The 20,825-nt window shown below is 59.9% G+C and carries 20 protein-coding genes; 4 read left to right on the top strand and 16 right to left on the bottom strand.

All coding sequences use genetic code 11. The annotated features are described in order from the left end of the window. Positions 1 to 102: 102 nt before the first annotated feature. From B3M53_RS05480 to B3M53_RS05450, 7 genes are all read right to left on the bottom strand, one after another. Positions 103 to 1,539, bottom strand: a complete 1,437-nt coding sequence (locus B3M53_RS05480; RefSeq protein ID WP_286799784.1) for an alpha/beta fold hydrolase — start codon at positions 1,537 to 1,539, stop codon at positions 103 to 105. A 101-nt stretch (positions 1,540 to 1,640) separates the two neighbouring features. Continuing rightward, positions 1,641 to 2,912 carry an ATP-dependent Clp protease ATP-binding subunit ClpX gene (gene clpX / locus B3M53_RS05475; protein WP_022699607.1) on the bottom strand — a complete coding sequence of 424 codons (1,272 nt, stop codon included), beginning with the start codon at positions 2,910 to 2,912 and terminating at the stop codon, positions 1,641 to 1,643. Between the two features lie 233 nt (positions 2,913 to 3,145). Further along, positions 3,146 to 3,769: an ATP-dependent Clp protease proteolytic subunit gene (locus tag B3M53_RS05470; RefSeq protein WP_022699608.1), complete on the bottom strand. Its 624-nt coding sequence runs from the start codon at positions 3,767 to 3,769 to the stop codon at positions 3,146 to 3,148. A gap of 181 nt (positions 3,770 to 3,950) precedes the next feature. Further along, positions 3,951 to 5,381: a trigger factor gene (gene tig / locus B3M53_RS05465; RefSeq protein WP_286799779.1), complete on the bottom strand. Its 1,431-nt coding sequence runs from the start codon at positions 5,379 to 5,381 to the stop codon at positions 3,951 to 3,953. 217 nt (positions 5,382 to 5,598) lie between these two features. Beyond that, positions 5,599 to 9,630: a translocation/assembly module TamB domain-containing protein gene (locus B3M53_RS05460; protein WP_286799778.1), complete on the bottom strand. Its 4,032-nt coding sequence runs from the start codon at positions 9,628 to 9,630 to the stop codon at positions 5,599 to 5,601. A 2-nt stretch (positions 9,631 to 9,632) separates the two neighbouring features. After that, complete coding sequence (locus B3M53_RS05455) at positions 9,633 to 11,363, bottom strand: autotransporter assembly complex protein TamA (RefSeq protein ID WP_286799777.1); 1,731 nt, start codon at positions 11,361 to 11,363, stop codon at positions 9,633 to 9,635. Between the two features lie 115 nt (positions 11,364 to 11,478). Next, the gene (locus tag B3M53_RS05450) at positions 11,479 to 11,655 is read right to left on the bottom strand and encodes a hypothetical protein (RefSeq protein ID WP_022699612.1); all 177 of its coding nucleotides are present in this window, start codon (positions 11,653 to 11,655) and stop codon (positions 11,479 to 11,481) included. An 84-nt stretch (positions 11,656 to 11,739) separates the two neighbouring features. Between B3M53_RS05450 and B3M53_RS05445 the strand changes: the two genes are divergently transcribed. After that, complete coding sequence (locus B3M53_RS05445) at positions 11,740 to 13,035, top strand: ATP-grasp domain-containing protein (protein WP_286799776.1); 1,296 nt, start codon at positions 11,740 to 11,742, stop codon at positions 13,033 to 13,035. Beyond that, complete coding sequence (locus tag B3M53_RS05440; RefSeq protein WP_286799775.1) at positions 13,032 to 13,706, top strand: gamma-glutamyl-gamma-aminobutyrate hydrolase family protein; 675 nt, start codon at positions 13,032 to 13,034, stop codon at positions 13,704 to 13,706. Before B3M53_RS05445 ends, B3M53_RS05440 begins: the two co-directional genes overlap by 4 nt. A gap of 47 nt (positions 13,707 to 13,753) precedes the next feature. On the opposite strand, the gene B3M53_RS05435 is transcribed toward B3M53_RS05440, so the two are convergent. From B3M53_RS05435 to B3M53_RS14685, 4 genes are all read right to left on the bottom strand, one after another. After that, on the bottom strand, positions 13,754 to 13,891 hold the full coding sequence (locus tag B3M53_RS05435) for an entericidin A/B family lipoprotein (protein WP_022699615.1): 138 nt from the start codon (positions 13,889 to 13,891) through the stop codon (positions 13,754 to 13,756). A gap of 61 nt (positions 13,892 to 13,952) precedes the next feature. Beyond that, complete coding sequence (locus B3M53_RS05430; RefSeq protein ID WP_286799774.1) at positions 13,953 to 15,653, bottom strand: sensor histidine kinase; 1,701 nt, start codon at positions 15,651 to 15,653, stop codon at positions 13,953 to 13,955. 2 nt (positions 15,654 to 15,655) lie between these two features. Further along, a complete protein-coding gene (locus tag B3M53_RS05425; RefSeq protein WP_273147477.1) occupies positions 15,656 to 16,282 on the bottom strand; it encodes a sigma-70 family RNA polymerase sigma factor in 627 nt (208 codons plus the stop codon). Further along, on the bottom strand, positions 16,275 to 16,487 hold the full coding sequence (locus tag B3M53_RS14685; protein ID WP_022699618.1) for a NepR family anti-sigma factor: 213 nt from the start codon (positions 16,485 to 16,487) through the stop codon (positions 16,275 to 16,277). The genes B3M53_RS05425 and B3M53_RS14685 overlap by 8 nt, the downstream gene beginning before the upstream one ends. A gap of 168 nt (positions 16,488 to 16,655) precedes the next feature. Here B3M53_RS14685 and B3M53_RS05420 point away from each other — a divergent pair, with 168 nt between their 5' ends. Both B3M53_RS05420 and B3M53_RS05415 read left to right on the top strand, forming a co-directional pair. Continuing rightward, positions 16,656 to 17,429: a response regulator gene (locus B3M53_RS05420; protein WP_022699619.1), complete on the top strand. Its 774-nt coding sequence runs from the start codon at positions 16,656 to 16,658 to the stop codon at positions 17,427 to 17,429. Positions 17,430 to 17,625: 196 nt separating this feature from the next. Next, positions 17,626 to 18,351, top strand: coding sequence for a PRC-barrel domain-containing protein (locus B3M53_RS05415; RefSeq protein ID WP_286799771.1), 726 nt, complete (start codon positions 17,626 to 17,628; stop codon positions 18,349 to 18,351). 432 nt (positions 18,352 to 18,783) lie between these two features. Here B3M53_RS05415 and B3M53_RS05410 read toward each other — a convergent pair whose 3' ends face one another. The 5 genes from B3M53_RS05410 to B3M53_RS05390 all read right to left on the bottom strand — a co-directional run bounded on the left by B3M53_RS05410 (position 18,784) and on the right by B3M53_RS05390 (position 20,783). Then, the gene (locus tag B3M53_RS05410) at positions 18,784 to 19,587 is read right to left on the bottom strand and encodes a formate/nitrite transporter family protein (protein WP_022699621.1); all 804 of its coding nucleotides are present in this window, start codon (positions 19,585 to 19,587) and stop codon (positions 18,784 to 18,786) included. 11 nt (positions 19,588 to 19,598) lie between these two features. Beyond that, a complete protein-coding gene (locus tag B3M53_RS05405; protein ID WP_286799767.1) occupies positions 19,599 to 19,961 on the bottom strand; it encodes a hypothetical protein in 363 nt (120 codons plus the stop codon). 10 nt (positions 19,962 to 19,971) lie between these two features. Beyond that, positions 19,972 to 20,256 (bottom strand): hypothetical protein, encoded by a 285-nt coding sequence (locus B3M53_RS05400; RefSeq protein WP_286799766.1) that lies wholly within the window; start codon positions 20,254 to 20,256, stop codon positions 19,972 to 19,974. Between the two features lie 47 nt (positions 20,257 to 20,303). Further along, the gene (locus tag B3M53_RS05395; RefSeq protein WP_022699624.1) at positions 20,304 to 20,525 is read right to left on the bottom strand and encodes a hypothetical protein; all 222 of its coding nucleotides are present in this window, start codon (positions 20,523 to 20,525) and stop codon (positions 20,304 to 20,306) included. Between the two features lie 81 nt (positions 20,526 to 20,606). Beyond that, positions 20,607 to 20,783, bottom strand: coding sequence for a DUF1328 family protein (locus B3M53_RS05390; protein ID WP_022699625.1), 177 nt, complete (start codon positions 20,781 to 20,783; stop codon positions 20,607 to 20,609). Positions 20,784 to 20,825: the final 42 nt, after the last annotated feature.

Here is a 20,825-nt window from a genome sequence, read left to right as displayed (position 1 = left end):
GCTCATCAAGCCGAGCCTCGCCGTGTTTGCATGCCTAAACAAGTGGAGGCGGCGCCTTGCAGCTTCAAGCCTGAGGCTCAGCGCAGATTGCAGCGCAGGCCCCTAGCGGGTGATGAAAGCCGGCTCAGCGCGCGCCTCGATGCAGGGCGCCAGACTCGTATCTGCGATCATCTCATCGGGTGATGAAAAAAATCTCACAGCAAGCGACATGGCGCAGCCATCGCCATCCCAATTGGTCGTTTCAGAATGGAAACCGTAAGGGATGGAGATCACACGGCTCCTGTTTAAAGTCCGCGCCGCCTCATACCCCCAGTCAGGCGGCGTCAGAATGTCCAGTTCACCCGCCAGGATGAGCGTAGGCGCGTCACTGACAGTCACGGCACGATCAGAGAGCGGTCGCACAGGCGCGCCCCAACTCCGACAGGTGTCAGGCAGGAAGGTCGCAGCGTCCAACCCGGCAAAGCTATCATCAAGAGGACCATTCCACCTTTGTGCGTGTGGGAGAGCCTCACTGCACCAAACCGACAACCTAACGCCCCAGTCGAAATCGGAGGGCACGCCACGAGCGCCAGATTTCGGAGGCGTCTGCCGAGCCAGAGCTTGCTCCATCCTTAAAGGCGCCCAGACCAAATCGTCTGGAGAGCCTAGCGGGACGCTGTCGACAATGTCCGCCTGACAGACGGTTTGTCGCCCCGGTTCACACTCTCGTGGCGCCGCTTGAATGGCTGAAAAGAAACGGTCACCCAGATCGGGGAAGGCGCGTGCGCATTCCTCTTGTTCTGCACAAATCTGCGTTACCCGCTCTAAAGCCAGTCGCAAATTCTGAGAATAGCTGTCGTCAAATCTTACGTTGTGAGGCAAAGGCGCTTCCAGCACCATGGACTGCACCCGGCCGGGGTAATCTCGCGCATAGGTCAGAGCGAGCCTTGTGCCGTAAGACAATGCAAAAATTGATACTTGCTCCAAGCCAAGTGCGGCTCTCAGCGCTTCAATATCTGACGCGCTTGCCGCGCTGTGATAGGCGCCCAGTCGCACCCCCTGCTCGAACAGCGTGCTCTGACATGCGTCAAACGCCTGCTGGAGCGTTTCCATCCCCGTATCAGCAGCATCGACAAGCGCCTGGCCAATCGGCTCACACCGCAAGGAGGGCTCCGCATAGCGAGTTCCGCGACGACCGAGGATTATGAAGTCTCGCGTCTGCGTCCCAGGATAGGCGCCCGGATAAAATGCTGCGCGCAACGATCCGACGCCGGGTCCTCCTGGAAGAAAGAGTACGGGCGCCAGGACAGGATTCGGCTCAAGAGCCCGGATCCGGATCACCGGTAGCTTCAGGATCAGCGGATCGTCAGGGTCAGCGCTTTGAGGCACGAATAGATAACCGCGCTCATAGCGTGGACCGCTGAGTTCGATCGGAAACGCCTCGCCTTCTTCTACGCGTTGGTAATATGGAGCTTCTGTCTGTGCGGACGCCAAAGGCAACAGGAACGCCAGCCAGGTCGCAACCAGCGCTGCAGCGGAATAGAAGCCTAGGTTTCGCATCTGACGCCCCATAGCAAAAAGGCTGCACCATCACAGTGCAGCCTTTGAGCATATGGATCGGCACGTTTTAGAAGCGAATTAATTTCTGTTTACCTGAAGCCCTACGCGCCCTGCTTCGGTGCAGCCTCGCCTTTGGACTTGGCGTAGATGTACAGCGGGGTGGCGTCGCCGGTGACGACTTCGGCGTTGACCACCACTTCCTCGACGCCCTCAAGGCTGGGCAGGTCAAACATGGTGTCGAGCAAAATGCCCTCCATGATCGAGCGCAAGCCACGAGCGCCGGTCTTGCGGTGGATCGCCTTGTTGGCGATGGCGGTCAGAGCATCCTCGGTAAAGGACAGGCCGACGCCTTCCATTTCGAACAGGCGCTGATATTGCTTGACCAGAGCGTTCTTCGGCTCGGTCAGGATCTGAACCAGGGCGTCAACGTCGAGATCTTCCAGTGTTGCGATCACGGGCAGACGGCCCACGAATTCGGGGATCAGGCCAAACTTGGTCAGATCGTCCGGCTCGACTTCAGACAGGACTTCACCCTGACGGCGGGCGTCAGGATCGCGCACATCGGCGCCAAAGCCCACGGCGGAGCCTTTGCCGCGCTGGGAGATGATGCTTTCGAGGCCGGCGAAGGCGCCGCCCACGATGAACAGGATGTTGGTGGTGTCCACTTGCAGGAATTCCTGCTGGGGATGCTTGCGGCCGCCCTGGGGCGGCACCGAAGCCACCGTGCCTTCCATGATCTTCAGAAGCGCCTGCTGCACGCCCTCGCCCGACACGTCGCGGGTGATCGAGGGATTGTCGGATTTGCGGCTGATCTTGTCGATTTCGTCGATATAGACGATGCCGCGCTGGGCGCGTTCGACATTGTAGTCCGCAGATTGCAGCAGTTTGAGAACGATGTTCTCCACGTCTTCACCCACATAACCGGCTTCGGTCAGGGTGGTGGCGTCCGCCATGGTGAAGGGCACGTCCAGAATGCGCGCCAGCGTCTGCGCCAGCAGCGTCTTGCCGCAACCCGTCGGGCCGATCAGCAGGATGTTGGACTTGGACAGCTCCACCTCGCCGTTCTGACCGGCATGGTTGAGACGCTTGTAGTGGTTGTGAACGGCGACCGAGAGCACGCGCTTGGCCTTGGCCTGGCCAATCACATAGTCCTGCAGGACCTGGAAGATTTCCTGCGGGCTGGGCACGCCCTCATTGGACTTCACCAGCGAGGTTTTGTTCTCCTCGCGGATGATGTCCATGCATAATTCAACGCATTCATCGCAGATGAAAACCGTAGGCCCTGCGATGAGCTTGCGGACCTCATGCTGGCTTTTGCCGCAGAATGAGCAATACAGCGTGCTCTTTCCGTCGCCTGTGGTCGCCTTGGTCATGGCTGCTCCCGTCGGTCCCGCTGTGCGCCGTGGCGCGGTTGGTTCGCTTTGGCCTAAATTCGTCAAAAGTGACTCGGCCCGTTCCTGCAAGATCAAGGCCGGACCTTAGCGAAACGTTTCTAAAGCGCATGTGATCACAGCCAGAGGGGGGTGATCAAGCATGCAAAACCGCGCTGGCCTGATCTGGCGCAGCGCGGCTTGGGTGCTCAGAACCGAGACAGACCTGACTTAAATCAGGACGCTTCGGGCCCGCCGCGCTTCTCGTAAACATGGTCGATCAGGCCGAAATCCTTGGCTTCCATCGCATCCATGTAGAAGTCCCGATCCAGCGTTTTCTCGACTTTTTCGAGCGGCTGGCCGGTGTGTTTGACGTAAATCTCGTTCATCCGGCGCTTGATCTTGAGGATGTCCTCGCCGTGACGCTCGATATCCGCCGCCGTGCCGCGGAACCCGCCAGACGGCTGGTGCAGCATGATGCGGGCGTTCGGCGTCGCAAAACGCATGTCCTTGTCGCCAGCCGTCAGCAGCAGCGAGCCCATGGAGGCCGCCATGCCGACGCAGGCCGTGGCCACCGGGCAGCTGATATATTGCATGGTGTCATAGATCGCGAGACCTGCGCTCACCGACCCGCCGGGCGAGTTGATGTACATGGCGATCTCTTTTTTCGGGTTTTCCGATTCGAGGAAAAGCAGCTGAGCCACCATCAGGCTCGCCATATGGTCTTCGATCGGCCCGGTGACGAACACGATGCGTTCCTTCAGCAGGCGCGAATAGATGTCGTAGGCGCGTTCGCCCCGCGCACTTTGCTCGACCACCATGGGAACGAGGTTCATCATCACATCCTGCGGCTCACGCATAGCCAGCTCCTCAAGGAAAGCAGTGTTCGTCTAGGTCGGCCGGATATGGCCATGGATCAGCACTGTGACAAGGCCCGCGCCTGGGCGCAAACCCTCAAATGCACAAGGCCCGGGCCTTTTTCCTCTCGTTCGAGAAGAAACCGACCCAGGCCTTGATGGTCCCGTCAGGGTTAAGACTGGATTAGTCCTCGTCGGACTTTGCAGCCTTTTTCTTCGGAGCCGCCTTTTTCTTAGCCGGAGCCTTCTTCTTGGCGGGCTTTTTCTCTTCGGCGGCGGGCGCCTCGTCGTCTTCAGCGAACAGGGTTTCGCGATCGACTTCCTCGTCGGTCACATCAGCCAGTTCGAGAATGTAATCGACGACTTTCTCTTCATAGATCGGCGCGCGCAGGGCCTGAATGGCGCCCGGGTTCTTTTGATAGAACTCGACCACTTCACGCTCACGACCCTGGAAGCGAACAGCTTCCTGGTTCACAGCGCGCGACAGCTCTTCCTGCGTGACGTCCACATTGGCTTTCCGGCCGATTTCCGCCAGCACCAGGCCCAGACGCACGCGACGCGCAGCGATCTTGCGGTAATCGTCCTTGAGCTCGTCCTCGGACTTGCCCTTGTCTTCATCGTCAAGCTGGTCGTTCTCGATGGCGTTCTGGACTTCGCGCCAAATCTGCTCGAACTCCTGCTCGACCATTTTCTCAGGCAGCTCGACGGAGTCATGCTCAGCGTCGAGCGCGTCCAGCAAGGTGCGCTTGACCTTCATGCGAGAGGCCTGGCCATGCTCGCTTTCAAAACGCTTGATCAGCGCGTCTTTCAAGGCTTCCAGATCGGACAGCCCGAGGCGCTCGGCCAGCGAATCGTCGATCTTGGTTTCGCCCGGCGCCTGAACGCCCTTCACTTCGGTGGCGAAGACGGCGTCTTTGCCGGCCAGGTGTTCAGCCTGATAATCTGCGGGGAAGGTCACCTTGATGTCGACCTTGTCGCCGGATTTGGCGCCGATCAGCTGCTCTTCAAAGCCGGGGATGAACTGGCCTGAACCGATCACCAGCTCAGCGCCTTCAGCGGCGCCGCCCTGGAATTCTTCGCCGTCGATGGAGCCGACGAAGTCGATCACGACCTTGTCGCCGTCCGCAGCCTTGCCGGACTTGTCTTCATAGGACACCGACTGCTTGGCCAGCTCTTCCAGCGCCTCGTCGACCTGCGCGTCAGCCACTTTGGCGACCGGGCGGGTCAGCTTGAGGGTCTTGGGATCGACCGTCTCAAATTCCGGCATGATTTCGAGGCTGATCTCGAACGCGAAATCAGCGCCGCTTTTCAGAACGTCTTCCGCATCGGATTTCACATCCACGGCCGGCTGGGAGGCCGGGCGGATCTTGCGCTCGTCCAGGGTTTCCTGGGTGGCTTGCGGGACCAGCTCCTGAAGGATGTCGCCCATGATGGAGGCGCCGAACATCTTGCGGATGTGGTTGGCGGGCACCTTGCCGGGGCGGAAGCCCTTCAGGCGCACTTCAGGACGGATCTCTTCGATCTTGGCGGTCAGTTTCGCTTCGAGCTCCGACGCGGGCACGACAACCTCAAACGTGCGCGAGAGCCCTTCAGCGGATTTTTCAACTACGTTCATCTTGGCGAGGCCTTGTTAGAATGCGGTCGCCGCCTTGCTCAAACGCGCTCATGCACGCGGGGCGGCGGCCGGGAATGAGCGCGCGTTATGTCACGCAGAATTTGCAGACGCAACGCCCAGCGGCGGTGAATGTGTGCAGCCCGGCCTCTCGCTCTGGAAAATCAAGGGCGTCAAACGGGTGCAGGCAAGGATTAAACAGCATGCTCCCGCCGCGGACTCAATCGAAACTTCTGCGCCAGCTGAGCGAGATCTCATTGCTGGAATCACCACTGACCTCGGACGCCAGGACGAATGACGGGGACAGACGCCATTCGATACGGGCGGCCCCCAGCGCCTGCCCCACGCCAGTCTCGAGCTCCAGATAGACATCTTCGGTCAATTGCCGTCCGCCCAATACGCTCACGGCGCCATCGCCGTTCTGACGAACATCGAGCCGGTCCATGCCCAAAACAGCGCGAACCCCCGCCATGGCGTCAAGCCACCCCGCGCCAGACAACTGGGCGGCGAGCTGTGACGCCTGCAAAGGACTGAGATCAGAAACACCGGACCCAAACAGGAGCCGAGACAAGATCTCGTCTTCGGGCAGGCTGGGCGTGCTTTCAAAAGACACCTCCGGCGCCCGTACCGATCCCTCAACACGCCCGATCACAGTCAGATCGCTGGTTTCATGAAGAGCCTCGATCGCGACGCGGCTTTGATTGACAGGACCGTCAAAGGTCACGCGTCCTGTCGTCAGGGTGAACGGCGCCGTCAGCAAGGACGCCTGCCCTGCAATCAAAGTCGCCTGGCCGGACAGATTCGGCCGGGTCGCCGTACCCGTCACATGCACGTCGGCGGACCATTCAGAGGTGAAGGCGCGGCTGGAGACGAACAACCTGTCATCCGCGCGCAGGTGATAATCGAGCTCGAGCCGGATCGGACGACGATAGGCGCGATCAAGACTGTCAGGCCGGTTCAGCTCCACTACTTCAATCTGGGGGATGGACGGGCCGCCATTGCCGCCCGCGCTCGGACGCACATCCAGGCGCTGCACGTCTGCTTCGCCCGTCACAGTCAGAACCCGCTCGCTGAGGGTGAAGTCGGCATAGCCGGACGCCCCGCCTGACAATTCCGGGCGGTCTACAAGATGGAGCCGGTTCAGCTCGATACGCCCTTCCCCTTCAAAACCGCCCTCGGTCATCCGGAATTCGGCCTGCGCATTGGCGCCGCTCTTCGCATCCTCGCCGACACGCAGCGATTCAATGACCAGCGCGCCATTGCGCCAGCCCCCCTGAGCGTTGATCGGCTCAAAACTGCGGCCGGCGATCGCGGAAGAAAGCGCGCCGTCCGTAAAGGTGACGACGCCGGACGTCTCCATCCCTTCAATCGAAGCGTCGACGGACAAGATGCCGCGCAAAATCTCGCCTTCTGGCAGATAGAGCCCCGCCAGCACGGCGACGTCTCCATTGACGTTCAAATCGCCCCGCCAGTCTGGCCGCGACAGATCACTAGATCCCGTCACGGCGCCCGGCAGCGTCAGATCCAGTCCGATATCAAGATCAGTGCCTGCAAATTGACCGTTCAGTCGGGACTGGTCGGGCGTGAGCTCCAGCTCGATAGCGCCGTTCAACGCGCCGAACTGATTGTCCGTCGCCGAGGACAAGTCCGACACCGCCAGACGCGATTGGCCTGTCCAGCGGCCGTCTGCGCGTGAGAAATCGCCAGCCAATTGCAAATCGCCCTGCCCCTGGGGCAAGCTGAGCAAGCCCATGATCAGGTCAGCAGGAAGAGCGCTGAAATCATAGGAAATGGAGGCGGCTTCAGGCGCGCGTTCAGCTCGGAAGGTCAGGCTCGCCTGATCGAGCGCCAACTGGGCGGCCACCGTCATGTCGCCGTTCTCATAGTCCAGAGAAAGCGGGCCGGGCGAGGCCAAGCGCCGCCCTGAAACCTCACCAGACACGTCCAGAACAGCTTCAGCGCGACCGTCTGCATAGGCCACAGGCCCACTCACAGACACATTAAAGGGCTCTGCGACCGCCCCTTCAGCATTCAAGTCAAATGTCAGCGCGTCCAGCGGGCCAGACAACCGTACGTCCGCAGCATTCACGGTGACGCCTGAAACCCGCACCCCTTCAAGCGCTGCGCTCAAATCCAGCCGTCCCGCCAGGATTTCCGTGCGAGAGGCCTGATAGGCAAGCGAGGCGGACCATAGCTCAATGGCGCCGTCCTGCTCGGCGGTGAAATCAAGTTCCACGGCTTCTTCGAGCAATCGCGCTTCGCCTTGAACCACGACATCAGCATATTGACCAGACCGCACGCCAATGCGGCCGGCCTGTCCTGACCAGTCCAGATCGCCTTGTAAGAGCACCTCGCTCTCGCCGCTCGCGGCGTCAAAGCGCCAATCACCCGCCACCCCTGTTTGAGACGGTGCAATCTCGATACGCAGCATCGGTCGCTCAAGCGCAACGCCGCCCAAAGACAAGGCGTCCGCCTGCGCCTGGAGGCGCGCCGTCAGGCCGCGTCCGTCTTGGTCAAGCTCCGCGGCGCCCGCAATCACCCCGGAAAGGCTGGCGACGTCAAACGCCGCAGCGTCCACCGCATACTCGACCGCGCCCTGCCAGCTGCTGGCGTCTGCAGTGCGTGCAATATCGCCGCTCAGCCGCAGATAGCGTCCCTCTACATCCAGATCTGTGAGGGCCAGCCCATCGGTCAGGCTCAGTCGTCCCTGTCCGCTCAATCCCGAGGCCAGAACGTAAGGCACGCCCTCTCCGGTCAGGCTATCAGCCTGAACCGTCAGCGACAGTCCTGCCTCATCGCCGACGCCCTCAAGCATAACGGGCCCGGACAGGCCGTCCTGAATCCGGCCGGCATCATCAAGCGCGACAGAGACACGTCCTTGAAAAGCGCGCGTCATCAAGTCGAATGCGCCTGCCGCACTGGCGGCGACGCCCTCAGACTGGAGTTGGGATGTTTCAAATTGGAGTGTCTGCTCGTTCCGATCATAAGCGCCATTGGCGATAAAGCTGATTTGGTCGCCCAGCGCCGCTCCAGCCCGCGCGTTTTCCCAACGCACGGTCTGCGCTTCTCCGTTCACGTCATATGAAAATGTGCTGTCCTGACGCCCCACCACAAAGCGCGCACTGATGTGTTCCGCCTCGATCTGGGAATGCTCGACACCGCGCGCCTGCACATCGCCTGACAACCAGGCGTCACGATCAGCACGATTGAGCTGCGCCTGAACGCTCGCCTCTTGAATCGACAGGTCTTGAGGCAGAAACAGAGACAGGCCGTCCGATGACAGACGCCCTGTGAGGTCAATGAGCGGTGTTTCGGCCTTGCTCACGGAGAGCTCGCCAGCATCACTGGAGAAGGCCAGGCGGCCAGTTAGAGGATCAAGCGCGCCCTCGCCCGAAATCGTCCCGCCAGACAGAAGCGCCTGCACATTGGCCGGCAGCTCTGGCCAGGCGTCGGCGTCCGTCAGACCTTCGAGCCGCCATGCGCCATCCTCCCACAGGCCGCGACCTTCAAGTCCTGCAATCTCGCCGACCACAAAGCTGTAATCGGCCTGTCCAGCCTGAGGCGTCCCGTTGATCGTCGCTTCCAGCTCAAATCCGCGCCCGCTCGCATAAACCAGATCAGCCAACGGGCTATCTGCTTCAGCATGAGCGGAGAGCTGCCCTGCAATCACCCCCTGAGCGTTGCGGGTCAGGTCCGCAACGAGGCGATCAGATGCGCCGTCAATACGCACGATTTCAGCCCTCAGACTTTGCCCCGCTTCAGGGCTGCTGGTCAGAGCCGCTTCAGCGCGCAAGGCTGCGCGTTCGCCCAGAACAGGCGCCTCCAGCACGAGCTCCGAGATCAGAAGCTGATTGAGCCTCACCCCCCGTGACGCCCCGCCTTGAGACGCGTCTGCGCGCTCAAGATCAGGACGGCGATGCATCACAATACGGTCCGCCTCGACAGCCTCGATAGCGACGGTTGGCCCCAACAAGGAGCGAGCGCGCCACCCCACGCGCACATTGTCTGCTTCAAGCCAAACACCCTGCTCGTCTGACAACGTAAGCTGCTCGACGCTGAAGTCTGACAGCACGTCGCCTTGCAGGCCGGCCAGATGCACGACCCCGACCGCATCGACCCGGCGTCCATCCACCAAGTGGGAAACCAGAGCACGGCCCGGCGCTTGGCGGAGACTGACAAGGCCAGCCAGAACCAGGACCGCCGCTATGACAAGTATGGCGAGGCCGGTCTTGAGAAGCGTTGAAGCGCGCATGCTCAGAACGCCTCCCCAAGCCCGATATAAACCTGCAGCTCAGGATCGCCGGAAATGGGGTCCAGTGGCGTCGCCACGTCAAAGCGTACTGGCGCGAAATCGAGATAATAGCGCAGCCCGAACCCGACGGCGCTTCGCATCGCGCCGAAATCAGGGGTCTCATCGCGGCCAGCCGCTGCTGAATCCACAAAAACCACCCCGCCCCAGCGCCTTGATCGCCGCCAGCGCGCTTCAATGCTGGTTTCGATGATGGAGCGTCCGCCAATCAAGGCTCCAGCCTGGTTGCGAGGCGCGAGCGACTGATACTCATAGCCGCGTGCGGACCCGCCGCCCCCTGCGAAGAACCGCTGTTCAGGCGGCAGAGCGTACAACGGCGCGCCGACGATGCTCCCCGCTCTCAAACGCCCTGCAATGATCAGCGATGAGGAGAGCCGTTGATAGGTGCGCGCCTCACCCACGGTTCTAAGATACTGCGTCTGCCCCACAGTTCTTGAGTCTTGCGTCGCCGTGTCCCCGGTCACCACTGCCGGAGAAACATCCACCGAAAACAGATAGCCATCCGTAGGCGCGATCGCGCTGTCGCGATCATCCCAAACGGCGCCCAGCGAAATCGAACCTGTGTAGACATTCAGATCAAGCGTATCTGTTTCGCTGTGAGCGCTGGTGACATTCGCCCCAAGCGAAACAGTCAATGTCTCACTGAGGGGGCGTGACACACGTGCGCCGACGCCGGCTTCCAGCAGATCATAGGCGTCCGTCTCCTCACGTCCGGTATGCGCTTCCAGGGTCAGTTTCTGCCCCAGCCTGCGCCAGTGAGGAGCGCTGAGTTCAACGGTCAGACCGCTCAAGACGGTCGCCAGATTCAAAGAGATGTCGAGGGTTTCATCGCCGCCGAACAGATTACGCCGTTTATAGGCGCCGCTGACGCCGCCCCCCTCGCTTGTAGACAGACTGAACCCCGCTTCCGCCACATGGCGCGGGGCTGGTGAGGCGGATACAGTGACAGCGCGCCTTTGTGGTCCCGGCTGATCAACGGGGGCGGACAGCGTCACAGCGGCGCCCGAAATGCTCTCAAGCGCTTCAAGGCGACTTTCAAAAGTGCGGAGTTGGGCCCTGCTGACACGCTCGCCCGGTTCAAACGGGGCCTGCCGGCGAATGAACCCGGCGCGCCACCGGTCTGTATCCAGCGAAACATCACCATAAAGGCTTTCAGAGCCAGGCTCGTAAATGAAAACGGCGTCACCGCTGGCGTCTGCATGATCAACCGTGATCTCTCGGTGGTCCAGTCGCGCATCCGGCCAGCCTGAGTTGCGCAGGGCGCGCAGACCGCCCGTCTCCGCGCTGAGCACGTCTGCAGCACGGACCGGGTCGCCGGCTTGAAGCGCGATGGCGTCGCGCGCGACAGAGCGGGCGTAATCTTGTCCCTGCGCCGTCACAGCAATGCTGGAGAACCTGAACAGCTCGCCTGGGGTGACCTGAAAGCTTGGCGCATCCTCGCTTTGGTCAACAATCACACGAGCCGTGTAATACCCCTCAGACCGAAGGTATCGCAAAAGCGTATTTGCGCTCGCCTGCGCATCAACAGCCCCGGTCTTGGTCCGCTCGTCCAACAGTGATTGCAAGGCGTTTGACAATTCAGCATTCGCATCGCCTGACACAGTCACGCTCTGCCCGTGCGCCTGGGCGGACAAGGTGAGGCACGCCGAAATGGCGAGTGCGCGAAGCACGGTCATCAGCTCTGGTCCCGCAGCCAACAGTCAAAAAGGACCGGCGGGGTCGCAACCCCGCCGGCTCTGCATCCTATGGGAAACAAGTATGGCCAAAAAGCAGCCTCTTATGCCGGAAACACTAATTCAGCGCACCGGTTTCAAAGCGGATATCCCCGTCCCCGAATTGGATTTCGACCGTGTTGTCTTGGGACTCCTGCCAGACAAGTGTCCCGAGCGTGCCCATCAGAACAAGAATGACAGCGGCGCCGATGAGAACGACAGGGCTTGGTTTTTGATTTTTCATCGCCTGCTCCATGATGTCTGCCCCTCTAACGCGCATTCAAGGTGAAGGGTTCCGAGAAATCGGGAACGGACCGGTCTCATTGTGCGTTACACCGTCATGAAAACACATGCATTGATCACCTATGGCCGCAGCCTGATGGCGCTGACCATGGCGGAGTCGGTCCGGCCTTTGGTCGACCATGTCATCGGCCTGGATACGATCGGGATGACCGCCCTGTCGTTCTCCAAATACTGCGATGAGACGCGGACTGTCTGCGAGCCCTCTGACGAAGTCGCCTACACCAAGGACATTGCAGCGATCTGCAAGGAGTTTGCGCCAGATACGGTGCTCATACTGCCAGGCTTTGAAGATATGGAAGGGCTGGCGCGTCACAGGTCGCTCTTGCCAGATAACGCGAAACTGGCGGCGCCCGATTGCGCCTCCATCGAACAGGTGACCCCCAAGCATCATTTCGCGACTCTGATCCAGGACAACGCCATCAACGCGCCAAAGACGCAGGTCTTTGAGAGCGCAGAAGAGGCTCAAGGCGGGCCAGACATGCCGTTCCCGGTGCTGATGAAACCAAGTCGAGGCGCCGGGGGGCGCGGCATCTCAAAAGTCTCATCTGAGGATGAATACACGGCTTATCTGAAGGCGCATGAAGACCAGTATCCATTGCTGGCTCAGTCGCTGGCGGAGGGGGATGACTATTGCGTCAGCGCCTTGGCTCACAATGGCGAAGTCTTGGCGATGTCCGCCTACACCAACCTTGAGAACCAGCCTGTCGAGGCCGGCGCCGGGGTGGTGCGCGAAACAGTGAGCAGCGCCCCGTTTGAAGACGATGTGCGCAAGATCGCGAAAGCCACCAACTGGACCGGTGTCTTTGAAGCCGATTTCATGTGGACCGGCGATGAGGCGGACGCCCCTTCCGCCATTGAAGTCAATGCACGGTTCTGGGCAGGCTTGCGTCATTCCACTCTCAGCGGCGTGGATTACGCCCGCTTGCTGGCTGAGCTGACCCTGCATGGCGGCTTGCAGTCTGATCCGGGTACGCCCGACATCGGTTTCCGCTCACAGGTTCCGCTCGCCTGGATCCCTTCCGCGATTGACGGCGCGTTCAGCGAGAGCGACTACGCCAACCAGCTGTCCGATAGCTGGGACAGGCTCAAGAACTCCAAGGGATTCAGCTTGAAAAATTTCGGACGCCTGGTGGCGTCCTTGTCCGACGCCAAGGCCGCCAAGGAAGCGCTTGAGGATGTCACCCACCGCGTCATGGACCGCTCCCATCTGGACGTGGACCTTCTGGCGAAGGACGATCCAGCCGCGGCGCTCGGCGCATTGTTCATTGTGTCTCACCTGGCCAAGTACGGAGAGCTTCCGCCAGAAGTCAGCTTTGACTCGGTCGGATCATGACACGCCCCGTCATCGGTTACGTCACAGCCCCAAAAGGCGACACTCTGCTCTCTTTACTGGTCGGGGCCGTCATTCGTCTGTCCGGCGGCAATCCCTTGCGGTTGAGACGCGAACCTGCGTCCGGCCAGAGACAGTGTGACGGCCTTATTCTGATGGGCGGACTGGATATACATCCCAGCCGGTACGATGCCTCTATCGAGGTTGAAAGCCGGTTTGATCCGGAACGGGACGCCCTTGAAACTGATTGGCTTCAACATGCGCGCGATCATGACCTGCCGGTCATGGGCGTCTGCCGCGGGCTGCAGATGCTCAACGTCTTTTACGGGGGCGATCTGCATCAAAAGCTCGACCCGGAGATGACGCGCGACTGGCCCAACGGTCCCATCGGCTACACCTTTTTCAGAAAGCGGATCTCCCTCACCGGAGAGAGTCTTCTCGCGGACGTTGTCGCGCCCCATGACAGCGTCTCGGTCAATAGTCTGCATCGCCGGGCGGTGCGTTCAATCGCGCCGGGTTTTCATGCTATCGCTTGCGGCGAGCGTGGCGGCGTCCAAGCCATTCAGTCCGATACGGCGCCTTTGCGCCTGGGCGTGCAGTTCCACCCTGAGCTTCTGGTTTACAGGCGCGATATGCGGCGTCTGTTCCGGACTTTTGTGAAGTCCTGCGCATAAAAAAAGCCCCGTCCTGAGACGGGGCTTTTTCACGCCATAGCGGCGATCTAGTTCCGGTTTTCTTCAGCCGTGTCTTCAATCGCGTCGCCAGCTTCTTCAATATCGCGACCAGCGCCAGCGATGGTGTTGCAACCGGTCAAAAGAAGAGTTGCGACGGCAAAAACACTAAGAACAACATATTTCATAAAAGCCTCCTGAGTTTGGACCTTTATAGAACGCGTCAGCTCAAGCCCCGTTCCCTTCATTTCAATTCTTTTTCTCACCTACTTGCAGGACAAAATCCATACCGCCGTCTGCATTGGGCTCTGACCAGGTCCGACCATCCAGCTGCATGGCGAACGCCTCCATCAAGGACGAGCCCGTGCCCTGTGAGGCGGTATCGGTCATGCCTTCGCCATCGTCAGAAATCCGAAGGGTCAACACCTCAGGAGAGTCCGCCTTCAGCGAGATCAGGATGCGCCCCTGAGTGCGGCTGGTGAACGCGTGCTTGTAAGCATTCGTGACCGCCTCAGCCACGAACAGAGCCACAGGCACCGCCGTGTCAGGCTCAAACGACACCTCATCGCACTCTGCCTGAACGCTGACCGAACGCGATCCGTCATCACTGGCTTGCTGAAGATTTAGCGCCAGCTCATTCAGGAAACCGGGCATATAGACCGCTCTGAGATCATCCGCCTCATAGAGGCTGCGATGCACAAGCGACAAGGCGTTGATCCGCCGACGCGCCTCCATCAGGGCTGTGCGCCCCTCGCCGTCTGTCATGCGACCCGCCTGAAGATTGAGCAAGCTGACGATGATTTGAAGGTTGTTTTTGACCCGGTGGTGAATTTCCTTGAGCAAGGCGCCGCGCTGGTCGACCGCTGATTCCAGCTCGTTTTGCTGCTTTTCCAAAGACGCCGCCATCTCGCCCATAGTGTTGGCCAGTTCACGAATCTCGCGCGGCGCATTTCGCGCGCGGACAGGCACAACATCCAAACGCCCGCCGCCATATACGGCCGCGATCCGGCGCAAATAGCCCAGCCAACGCAAAACATAATGGTCGACGGCCAGCCAGACGCTGGCGAGCGCCAAGGCGTACATCAAAAGCGGCACCAGAAAGGTTGCAGCGACCGAGACGAGCCCCCATTGCGTGGTCGGAGTCGGTGAGACCAACAGCAAGGCCAGCTGTCCCTCCACGAGCGGCGCAAGCACGGCGGGCCTGTCTACGCCTTCAAACCGAATGCGTGTCGGTTGCGGCTGGTCGATCTGCAGAACGCTTTCAAGCAAGTCGCTTTGAATATCGATGCTCGCCGGCTTGAGCATGCGGGAGCGGTCCACTTCCCGCGCCTCCGTCGGGGTGACAAGCAGGACCTGACTGCCATCCGCCATAGCGTTGTCGATCAGAATTCTTGAGGCGCGAAGCACGTCAATGGCGGCCGCCGCCGTTCCTCTGAAGACTGTTTCTTGTCCAAGCCGGTTGGCGACGACGAGAATAGGCGTTCTGGAAACCGGCCCCATCAAAACCCCGGAAACGGTTTGTTGCTCACCGCTGCTGAGCGCTGCGTGCCAATCCTCAGACGCCATGTTCAGGTTTTGAGCCCCTTCAAGCCCCGAACAAATGATTTCGCCGTCCGCATCGGTCAGAGCGATGTTGGTCAACACGGTATCGCCACTGGCGATTTGCGCCATGGCGCGGCTGCACCCTCCCGGCGCGCTCATGAACGCGAAACCGCGCGTGGAGACCGCATCGACGACGCCTTGAGCCCGTGCGATGGATTCATTGAGTTCAGACGCAGCCAACGCGCCCAGAATGATCATGCGATCTCTCTGAACGCGTTGCTCTTCACGCGCTTCACTCCAGGTTTGCGCTACGGCGATCATCAGGAGTGGAAACAGCGCCACAGCGAGGACCAGGGCGAGTACGAACCGCAATCTCCCGGTCAGCTCGCCCCCAGGTTTAAAGGGCATTGTCAGCGTACCTGTTCCGCCAGGTCGCTGACTTGGCCAAGCAATGTATCGACAGCATCAGATGCAGCAACGCCATCCGTGTTCGCCTTGGCGGCGGGACCCGCTTTCATAATGCCCTCAAGCGCCAGGCGAGCTCTGGAGACACGACTTTTCACGGTGCCGGTCGCGCAGCCGCAAATTGCTGCAGCTTCATCATAAGAATATCCCCCCGCACCGACGAGAATGAGCGCTTCTCGCTGATCATCGGGCAGCTCGGCGAGCCCTCGACGCAATTCATCCAGCGCCACGACCTGTTCCTGGTTGTCGACAGCGGGCAGCGTGCGTTCAGCCAGCTCTTGATCCCAGTCAGCCTGTCGCCAGGACCGGCGCTTGTCTGAGTAGAACTGGTTGCGGACAATGGTGAGCACCCAGGCCCGAAAGTTCGTACCCGCTTTGAATTTAGCGCGCGCAGACCAGGCTTTCATCAGAGCGTCCTGGGCCAGGTCGTCAGCACTTGCAGCATCGCCTGTGAGGCTTCGCGCAAAGGCGCGCATGTGAGGAATGGCCTCAGTAAGCTCCAACCGGAAGTGACTTTGAGACATGATCTCTGAAGGTTTCAGGCCTGTATCGTCTGAGTCAGACTCACTCATGACCGTCACCCTTTTCGGTCGTTCGGTCCGACTCGCTTTGTTCCAGTCGGTCAAGAAGGTCTGCAAATGCGTCAGGCACCCCTTCATCAACAACAGAATCAAACATATGTCGCAGCCCCGCGCCCAGAGTTTCCTGTTGCTTGCGGGTCCGCTGCACGAGCGCAGGGTCTGGCCTGCCGCCAGATCTGTTTTTGTCCTCAGACATTGCCATTATTAATCGCCAATCTCACATGAAAACGATCATACCGAATGTATCGGCCTTAAGTGAGAAACGTGGAGATCGGGAATGAGTTCCAAACAATCTGATTTTTTTTGGAACCCTTCTCATATTTGTTCGTTTGTAGCGTGACACCTTTGTGGGGAGAGCCCAATTATGAGTTTTGTTTCAGCGATACGCTCACACATTCCCTACCTGCGCAGATATGCGCGGATACTGACGGGATCACAGCAAAGCGGCGACGCCCATGTGCGCGCCTGCTTGGAGGCTGCTGTTGAAGGCAATGAAGAACTGGGACGGGATTTGCCGCCCCATGTAGCGCTTTTTCAATTGTTTCACGCCTGCTGGAACACCCAGCTGGACGTGACGGAAGACGGGGAACGCCAGAATCCTCTGGCTTACGTCACCCCGAAGGCCCGGCAAGTCATGTTGCTGACGTCCGTGGAAGGATTTTCCATCGAAGACGTGGCCTCCATTCTGCGCATTGATGACAGTGAGGCTCAGGCTTTGCTGATTTCCGCGCAACAGGAGCTGAACGCCGGGCTCGCCACGCGAGTCATGATCATTGAAGATGAGCCCGTCATCGCCCTCGACCTGCGGGCCATCGTGGAAAATGCGGGGCACACGGTGACCGGCGTGGCCCGCACCCGGGACCAGGCGGTTGAGCTAGCCAAAAAATCACCGCCGGGATTGGTTCTCGCTGACATTCAGCTGGCTGACGACAGCTCAGGGATCGACGCCGTCAAAGATATTATGGGCGAGATGAATTTGCCCGTGATCTTCATCACAGCCTACCCTGAGCGCTTGTTGACCGGCGAAAGGCCTGAACCGACTTATCTCATCACCAAGCCCTTCATGCCGGAAACCGTAACAGCCACCATGAGCCAGGCGCTGTTTTTCTTCGATAAGGACGCTGTTGCGGCAGAGTAAATCTCGCTTCACTTCCAATCAAAACGCCGAGGCCCTGCCTCGGCGTTTTTTGTGCGCCCAAGTTCCAATTGTGTCGAAACAAAGTCACTTGAACATAATAACTTCGCGAAATAGTCAAACTATATTTTGGAACACACTCAGCGCCTCAACGTTTACTTATTGCGTTCGAATTGATCGCTAGCAAAAAGGAAACGTTATGTTGAACAAGCTGATGCTGACCACCTCGATCGCTCTGATTTCCACAACCGCTCTCGCAACGGCGCAAGCCCAGGACGCGATGGCGCATACGGAGACGGAGACTCACGCCGAAGCCGCCATGATGACGGAGACCGTTAAAGCGTCTGACGTTGTCGGAGCCGACCTGCAATACGCAAATGGCGCTTCCGCGATCACTGACATCCGCATGAGCGACGCCGGCGCTCCCGAAGCGCTGATCATTTCCCGCGGCGGCTTTCTGGGCCTCTTCGATGAGGAAGTGGCGGTGTCCACCGTGGCCGCAAACCTGTCTCACAACTCAGAAGGCGAACTGGTTGTGACCGCATCCATCACGGATGCACAGCTGGATGACGCCGAAGTCATCAATGACAGCCCCTTCATGGTGTCTGTCGAGGACCAGCGTGAAGACGGGGATCTGTTTTACAGCGACCTGACTGGCGCTGATATCCAGAACAGCGCCGGCGAGACCATCGCCCACCTTGAAGACCTGGAGTTCACGACTCAGGGCGTCACTGAATACGCCATTATTCGCGACGGCGGGTTTCTGGGTTTCGGCGGCGAAGTCGGGCGCGTTGATTTTCAGGCTCTCGAACTGGGCTACACCGCTGACGCCGGCTGGACCGTGTCAGCCGATCTGACCGCCGATGATGTCGAGATTCTGGAGGAACCCCCTGTGAATGCTGGGGCCTATCTCGACGGGCGCTAAGTGACCAAGGCCTGACCAGCCTGAATACTGGGGCGCGCTACGGCGCGCCCCTTTTTTATGAGAGCGACAGACAGGCGACAGATGCGCGGCCAATCCTCGTCGTCACCATAATCAGTGTCCGTCTCAGCCTCTAAAATGCGTTATAAATCCTGGCGGCCCACCGTCCCCGTCTGTCAGACAATTCCAGAGGCAGCGTCCAGGCAGGACGCACCACGAAGCGCGACGCGTCAGCCTTTAAAGCTCGAAAACTGTTGCGGCGCCTATCACCCGGAAACAAAAGAAGCCGCCCTCTGAAAGAGGACGGCTTCGATTGACGCTGAAAGCGGTGGTCAGGGGGAGGATCGACCGTACAGCGCGATTTTCACATCCCGTCAGGGGCCGGGACACTTCATCAACGCCTGGCGCCCCACAAGGTTCCAGACCGTCCTCTTCTTATTCGACTTCTTCGTGCACCTGACCGTACGCCAGACCCGCGAACAGAGCGGCCCCGCCAAGCGTATTGCCGATCAACACCGGAATAATGAAGCTGATCGCGTCTCCCACACCCCAAGTCCCGGCAACGATCAGAACCGTCGCCTCGACCGTACCTGCAACAATATGCGGAAAGCCCCCTGCTCCAACCAGATACGTGACGATGAAAACGGCCCCGAGCTTTTCATAGGGCAACCCGGGCAGCGACCAGGCCATGAGGCCGATCAGGAAACCGGCGGGCAGCGCAGCGATGAAGTTGCCCACGATGTCGCGATGGGTGATATGCGATGACGCAGTGACCATGGCGTCAAACAGGTCCGGCTCGGTCACATGACTGAGCATGGCGCCGATAAAGACAGCTCCGACCAGATTGCCGAACAACACAATGGCCCAGAGCCTCATCAACAGGCGCACGGATCTCCACCGGCGATGCTTGGTCACCGGCAACACGGCTGTCAGCGTGTTTTCCGTAAACAATTGCATACGCGCCATGGCGATCAGAAGAAAGCCGGCCGGGTAGCCGACCGCGATGGCCAGATAGCTCCAGCTGGCATCGCCGACCGCCCGCTCGATCGCCCCCATCAGCAATACGGACGCGCCCATGGCGAGCCCCGCTGTGAGCGCGGAATACAGAAGCGAGCTGGAGGGGCGCAGAAGCTCCTCCTTACCCGTCTCGGCAATGATGGAATACAGGGTTTTAGACGCAATTTCGCTGCGCGCCGCAAATCGTTTGGCGCGCAGCTCCTGATCATTTTTTTTCGACAAGGGAAGACCCTTTAACTGGAGGCCGCAAACTTTGAGAGGGCTGACAGGGCAAGCTTCGGCTTACGAGCCAGAAGCGCGCCCAGTCCCATCAAGGCTGCCGTTGTTTGCAGCGGCTTACGTTTCATTGCGGTCTCGACCAGCGCCAGAGGCGACGCTGAACTCGTAGGTGTCTGGGCTGGGGGCTTGCTCGTCTTGGCTTTCCACAACAGTGTCGCCGCAGCGATTGAACCCAGGCACGCATAAAAGGCGCCGACCAGCGCGCTGGCCACCCATGGGGAGTACTGGGTTGACGCCCAGCTCCATCCCGCATGAGTGGCGAACACTGCGCCGAGCACGGGCCCGATAAGCGCGATAGCTATCAGAAGCACGTTCACAGCGCGTCTCCTAGCGACGCATCAGCAAGGCGCCAAGAAAGCCTGCGCCGATCGCGGCGCCACAGGCGCCAAGCGGGTTCTCGCGAATGAGTTCCCGCAGTTGATCGGGGGCTTCTTCAGCGGCGTCCAGGCCGTCCTCAATTGCAGACCGCCCGACTTTGACGCCAGATTCCCCGCTTTGCTGAACGATCTTGGACAGATCGCCCACCAATTGATCCATATCCGCACGCAGCGAATCCAGATCGGCTTTGAGTTCTTCAGTCGTAACGTCGGAATTAGCAGTGGCGCGTGCCATGTCGCTCTCCTTTATTTCTGAAGGTTGTGATGGGCGAAAGAGACGAGTTAGCGAGACGGCTCGTCGGTCGCGTCTTCGATGGCGTCTTCGGCGTCATCGGCCGCGTCATCCATGTTTTCGCCGGCTTCCTCGAACATGTCCTGGTCCTCACCAGTCACGTCCTCGACCGCCTCGTCCATGTTTTCGCCAGCATTCTCAGCAGGGCCGTCAGAACAAGCCGCAGCGGCCATGAAGAACGGGGCGATGAACAGCGGGGCATACTTTTTCATGATCAAATATCCTTGTTTGTTAAGCGGGTAAGGCAAAGTCCGGCGGCGATGACGCCGCCGAACTTGTTAGGGTCGCCTGGTTCAGGCTCGGGGAGATCGTCCGCGCAGCGCGCCAAACAGCAGCGACACGACGAACAGCACCAGGAACACGAAGAACAGGACTTGCGCGATCGAGGCCGCGCCAGCTGCAATGCCGCCAAAACCGAACAGGGCCGCGATCAGGGCGACGACGAAAAATCCAAGGGCCAGTCTCAGCATGGGTAGCTCCTTCAATATCAAACAGTCCCCCAATCAACGCCC

The organism is Oceanicaulis sp. UBA2681 (assembly GCF_002354675.1).
GTDB classification, from domain to species: domain Bacteria; phylum Pseudomonadota; class Alphaproteobacteria; order Caulobacterales; family Maricaulaceae; genus Oceanicaulis; species Oceanicaulis alexandrii.
The sequence above is the reverse complement of the archived record's forward strand: the minus strand, read 5'-3'. Positions and strand labels throughout refer to the sequence as shown.

Coding starts and splice junctions, on each gene's coding strand:
- B3M53_RS05480 (WP_286799784.1), bottom strand. CDS start 1,539: ATGCGAAACCTAGGCTTCTATTCCGCTGCAGCGCTGGTTGCGACCTGG.
- clpX (WP_022699607.1), bottom strand. CDS start 2,912: ATGACCAAGGCGACCACAGGCGACGGAAAGAGCACGCTGTATTGCTCA.
- B3M53_RS05470 (WP_022699608.1), bottom strand. CDS start 3,769: ATGCGTGAGCCGCAGGATGTGATGATGAACCTCGTTCCCATGGTGGTC.
- tig (WP_286799779.1), bottom strand. CDS start 5,381: ATGAACGTAGTTGAAAAATCCGCTGAAGGGCTCTCGCGCACGTTTGAG.
- B3M53_RS05460 (WP_286799778.1), bottom strand. CDS start 9,630: ATGCGCGCTTCAACGCTTCTCAAGACCGGCCTCGCCATACTTGTCATA.
- B3M53_RS05455 (WP_286799777.1), bottom strand. CDS start 11,363: ATGACCGTGCTTCGCGCACTCGCCATTTCGGCGTGCCTCACCTTGTCC.
- B3M53_RS05450 (WP_022699612.1), bottom strand. CDS start 11,655: ATGGAGCAGGCGATGAAAAATCAAAAACCAAGCCCTGTCGTTCTCATC.
- B3M53_RS05445 (WP_286799776.1), top strand. CDS start 11,740: ATGAAAACACATGCATTGATCACCTATGGCCGCAGCCTGATGGCGCTG.
- B3M53_RS05440 (WP_286799775.1), top strand. CDS start 13,032: ATGACACGCCCCGTCATCGGTTACGTCACAGCCCCAAAAGGCGACACT.
- B3M53_RS05435 (WP_022699615.1), bottom strand. CDS start 13,891: ATGAAATATGTTGTTCTTAGTGTTTTTGCCGTCGCAACTCTTCTTTTG.
- B3M53_RS05430 (WP_286799774.1), bottom strand. CDS start 15,653: ATGCCCTTTAAACCTGGGGGCGAGCTGACCGGGAGATTGCGGTTCGTA.
- B3M53_RS05425 (WP_273147477.1), bottom strand. CDS start 16,282: ATGAGTGAGTCTGACTCAGACGATACAGGCCTGAAACCTTCAGAGATC.
- B3M53_RS14685 (WP_022699618.1), bottom strand. CDS start 16,487: ATGTCTGAGGACAAAAACAGATCTGGCGGCAGGCCAGACCCTGCGCTC.
- B3M53_RS05420 (WP_022699619.1), top strand. CDS start 16,656: ATGAGTTTTGTTTCAGCGATACGCTCACACATTCCCTACCTGCGCAGA.
- B3M53_RS05415 (WP_286799771.1), top strand. CDS start 17,626: ATGTTGAACAAGCTGATGCTGACCACCTCGATCGCTCTGATTTCCACA.
- B3M53_RS05400 (WP_286799766.1), bottom strand. CDS start 20,256: ATGGCACGCGCCACTGCTAATTCCGACGTTACGACTGAAGAACTCAAA.
- B3M53_RS05395 (WP_022699624.1), bottom strand. CDS start 20,525: ATGAAAAAGTATGCCCCGCTGTTCATCGCCCCGTTCTTCATGGCCGCT.
- B3M53_RS05390 (WP_022699625.1), bottom strand. CDS start 20,783: ATGCTGAGACTGGCCCTTGGATTTTTCGTCGTCGCCCTGATCGCGGCC.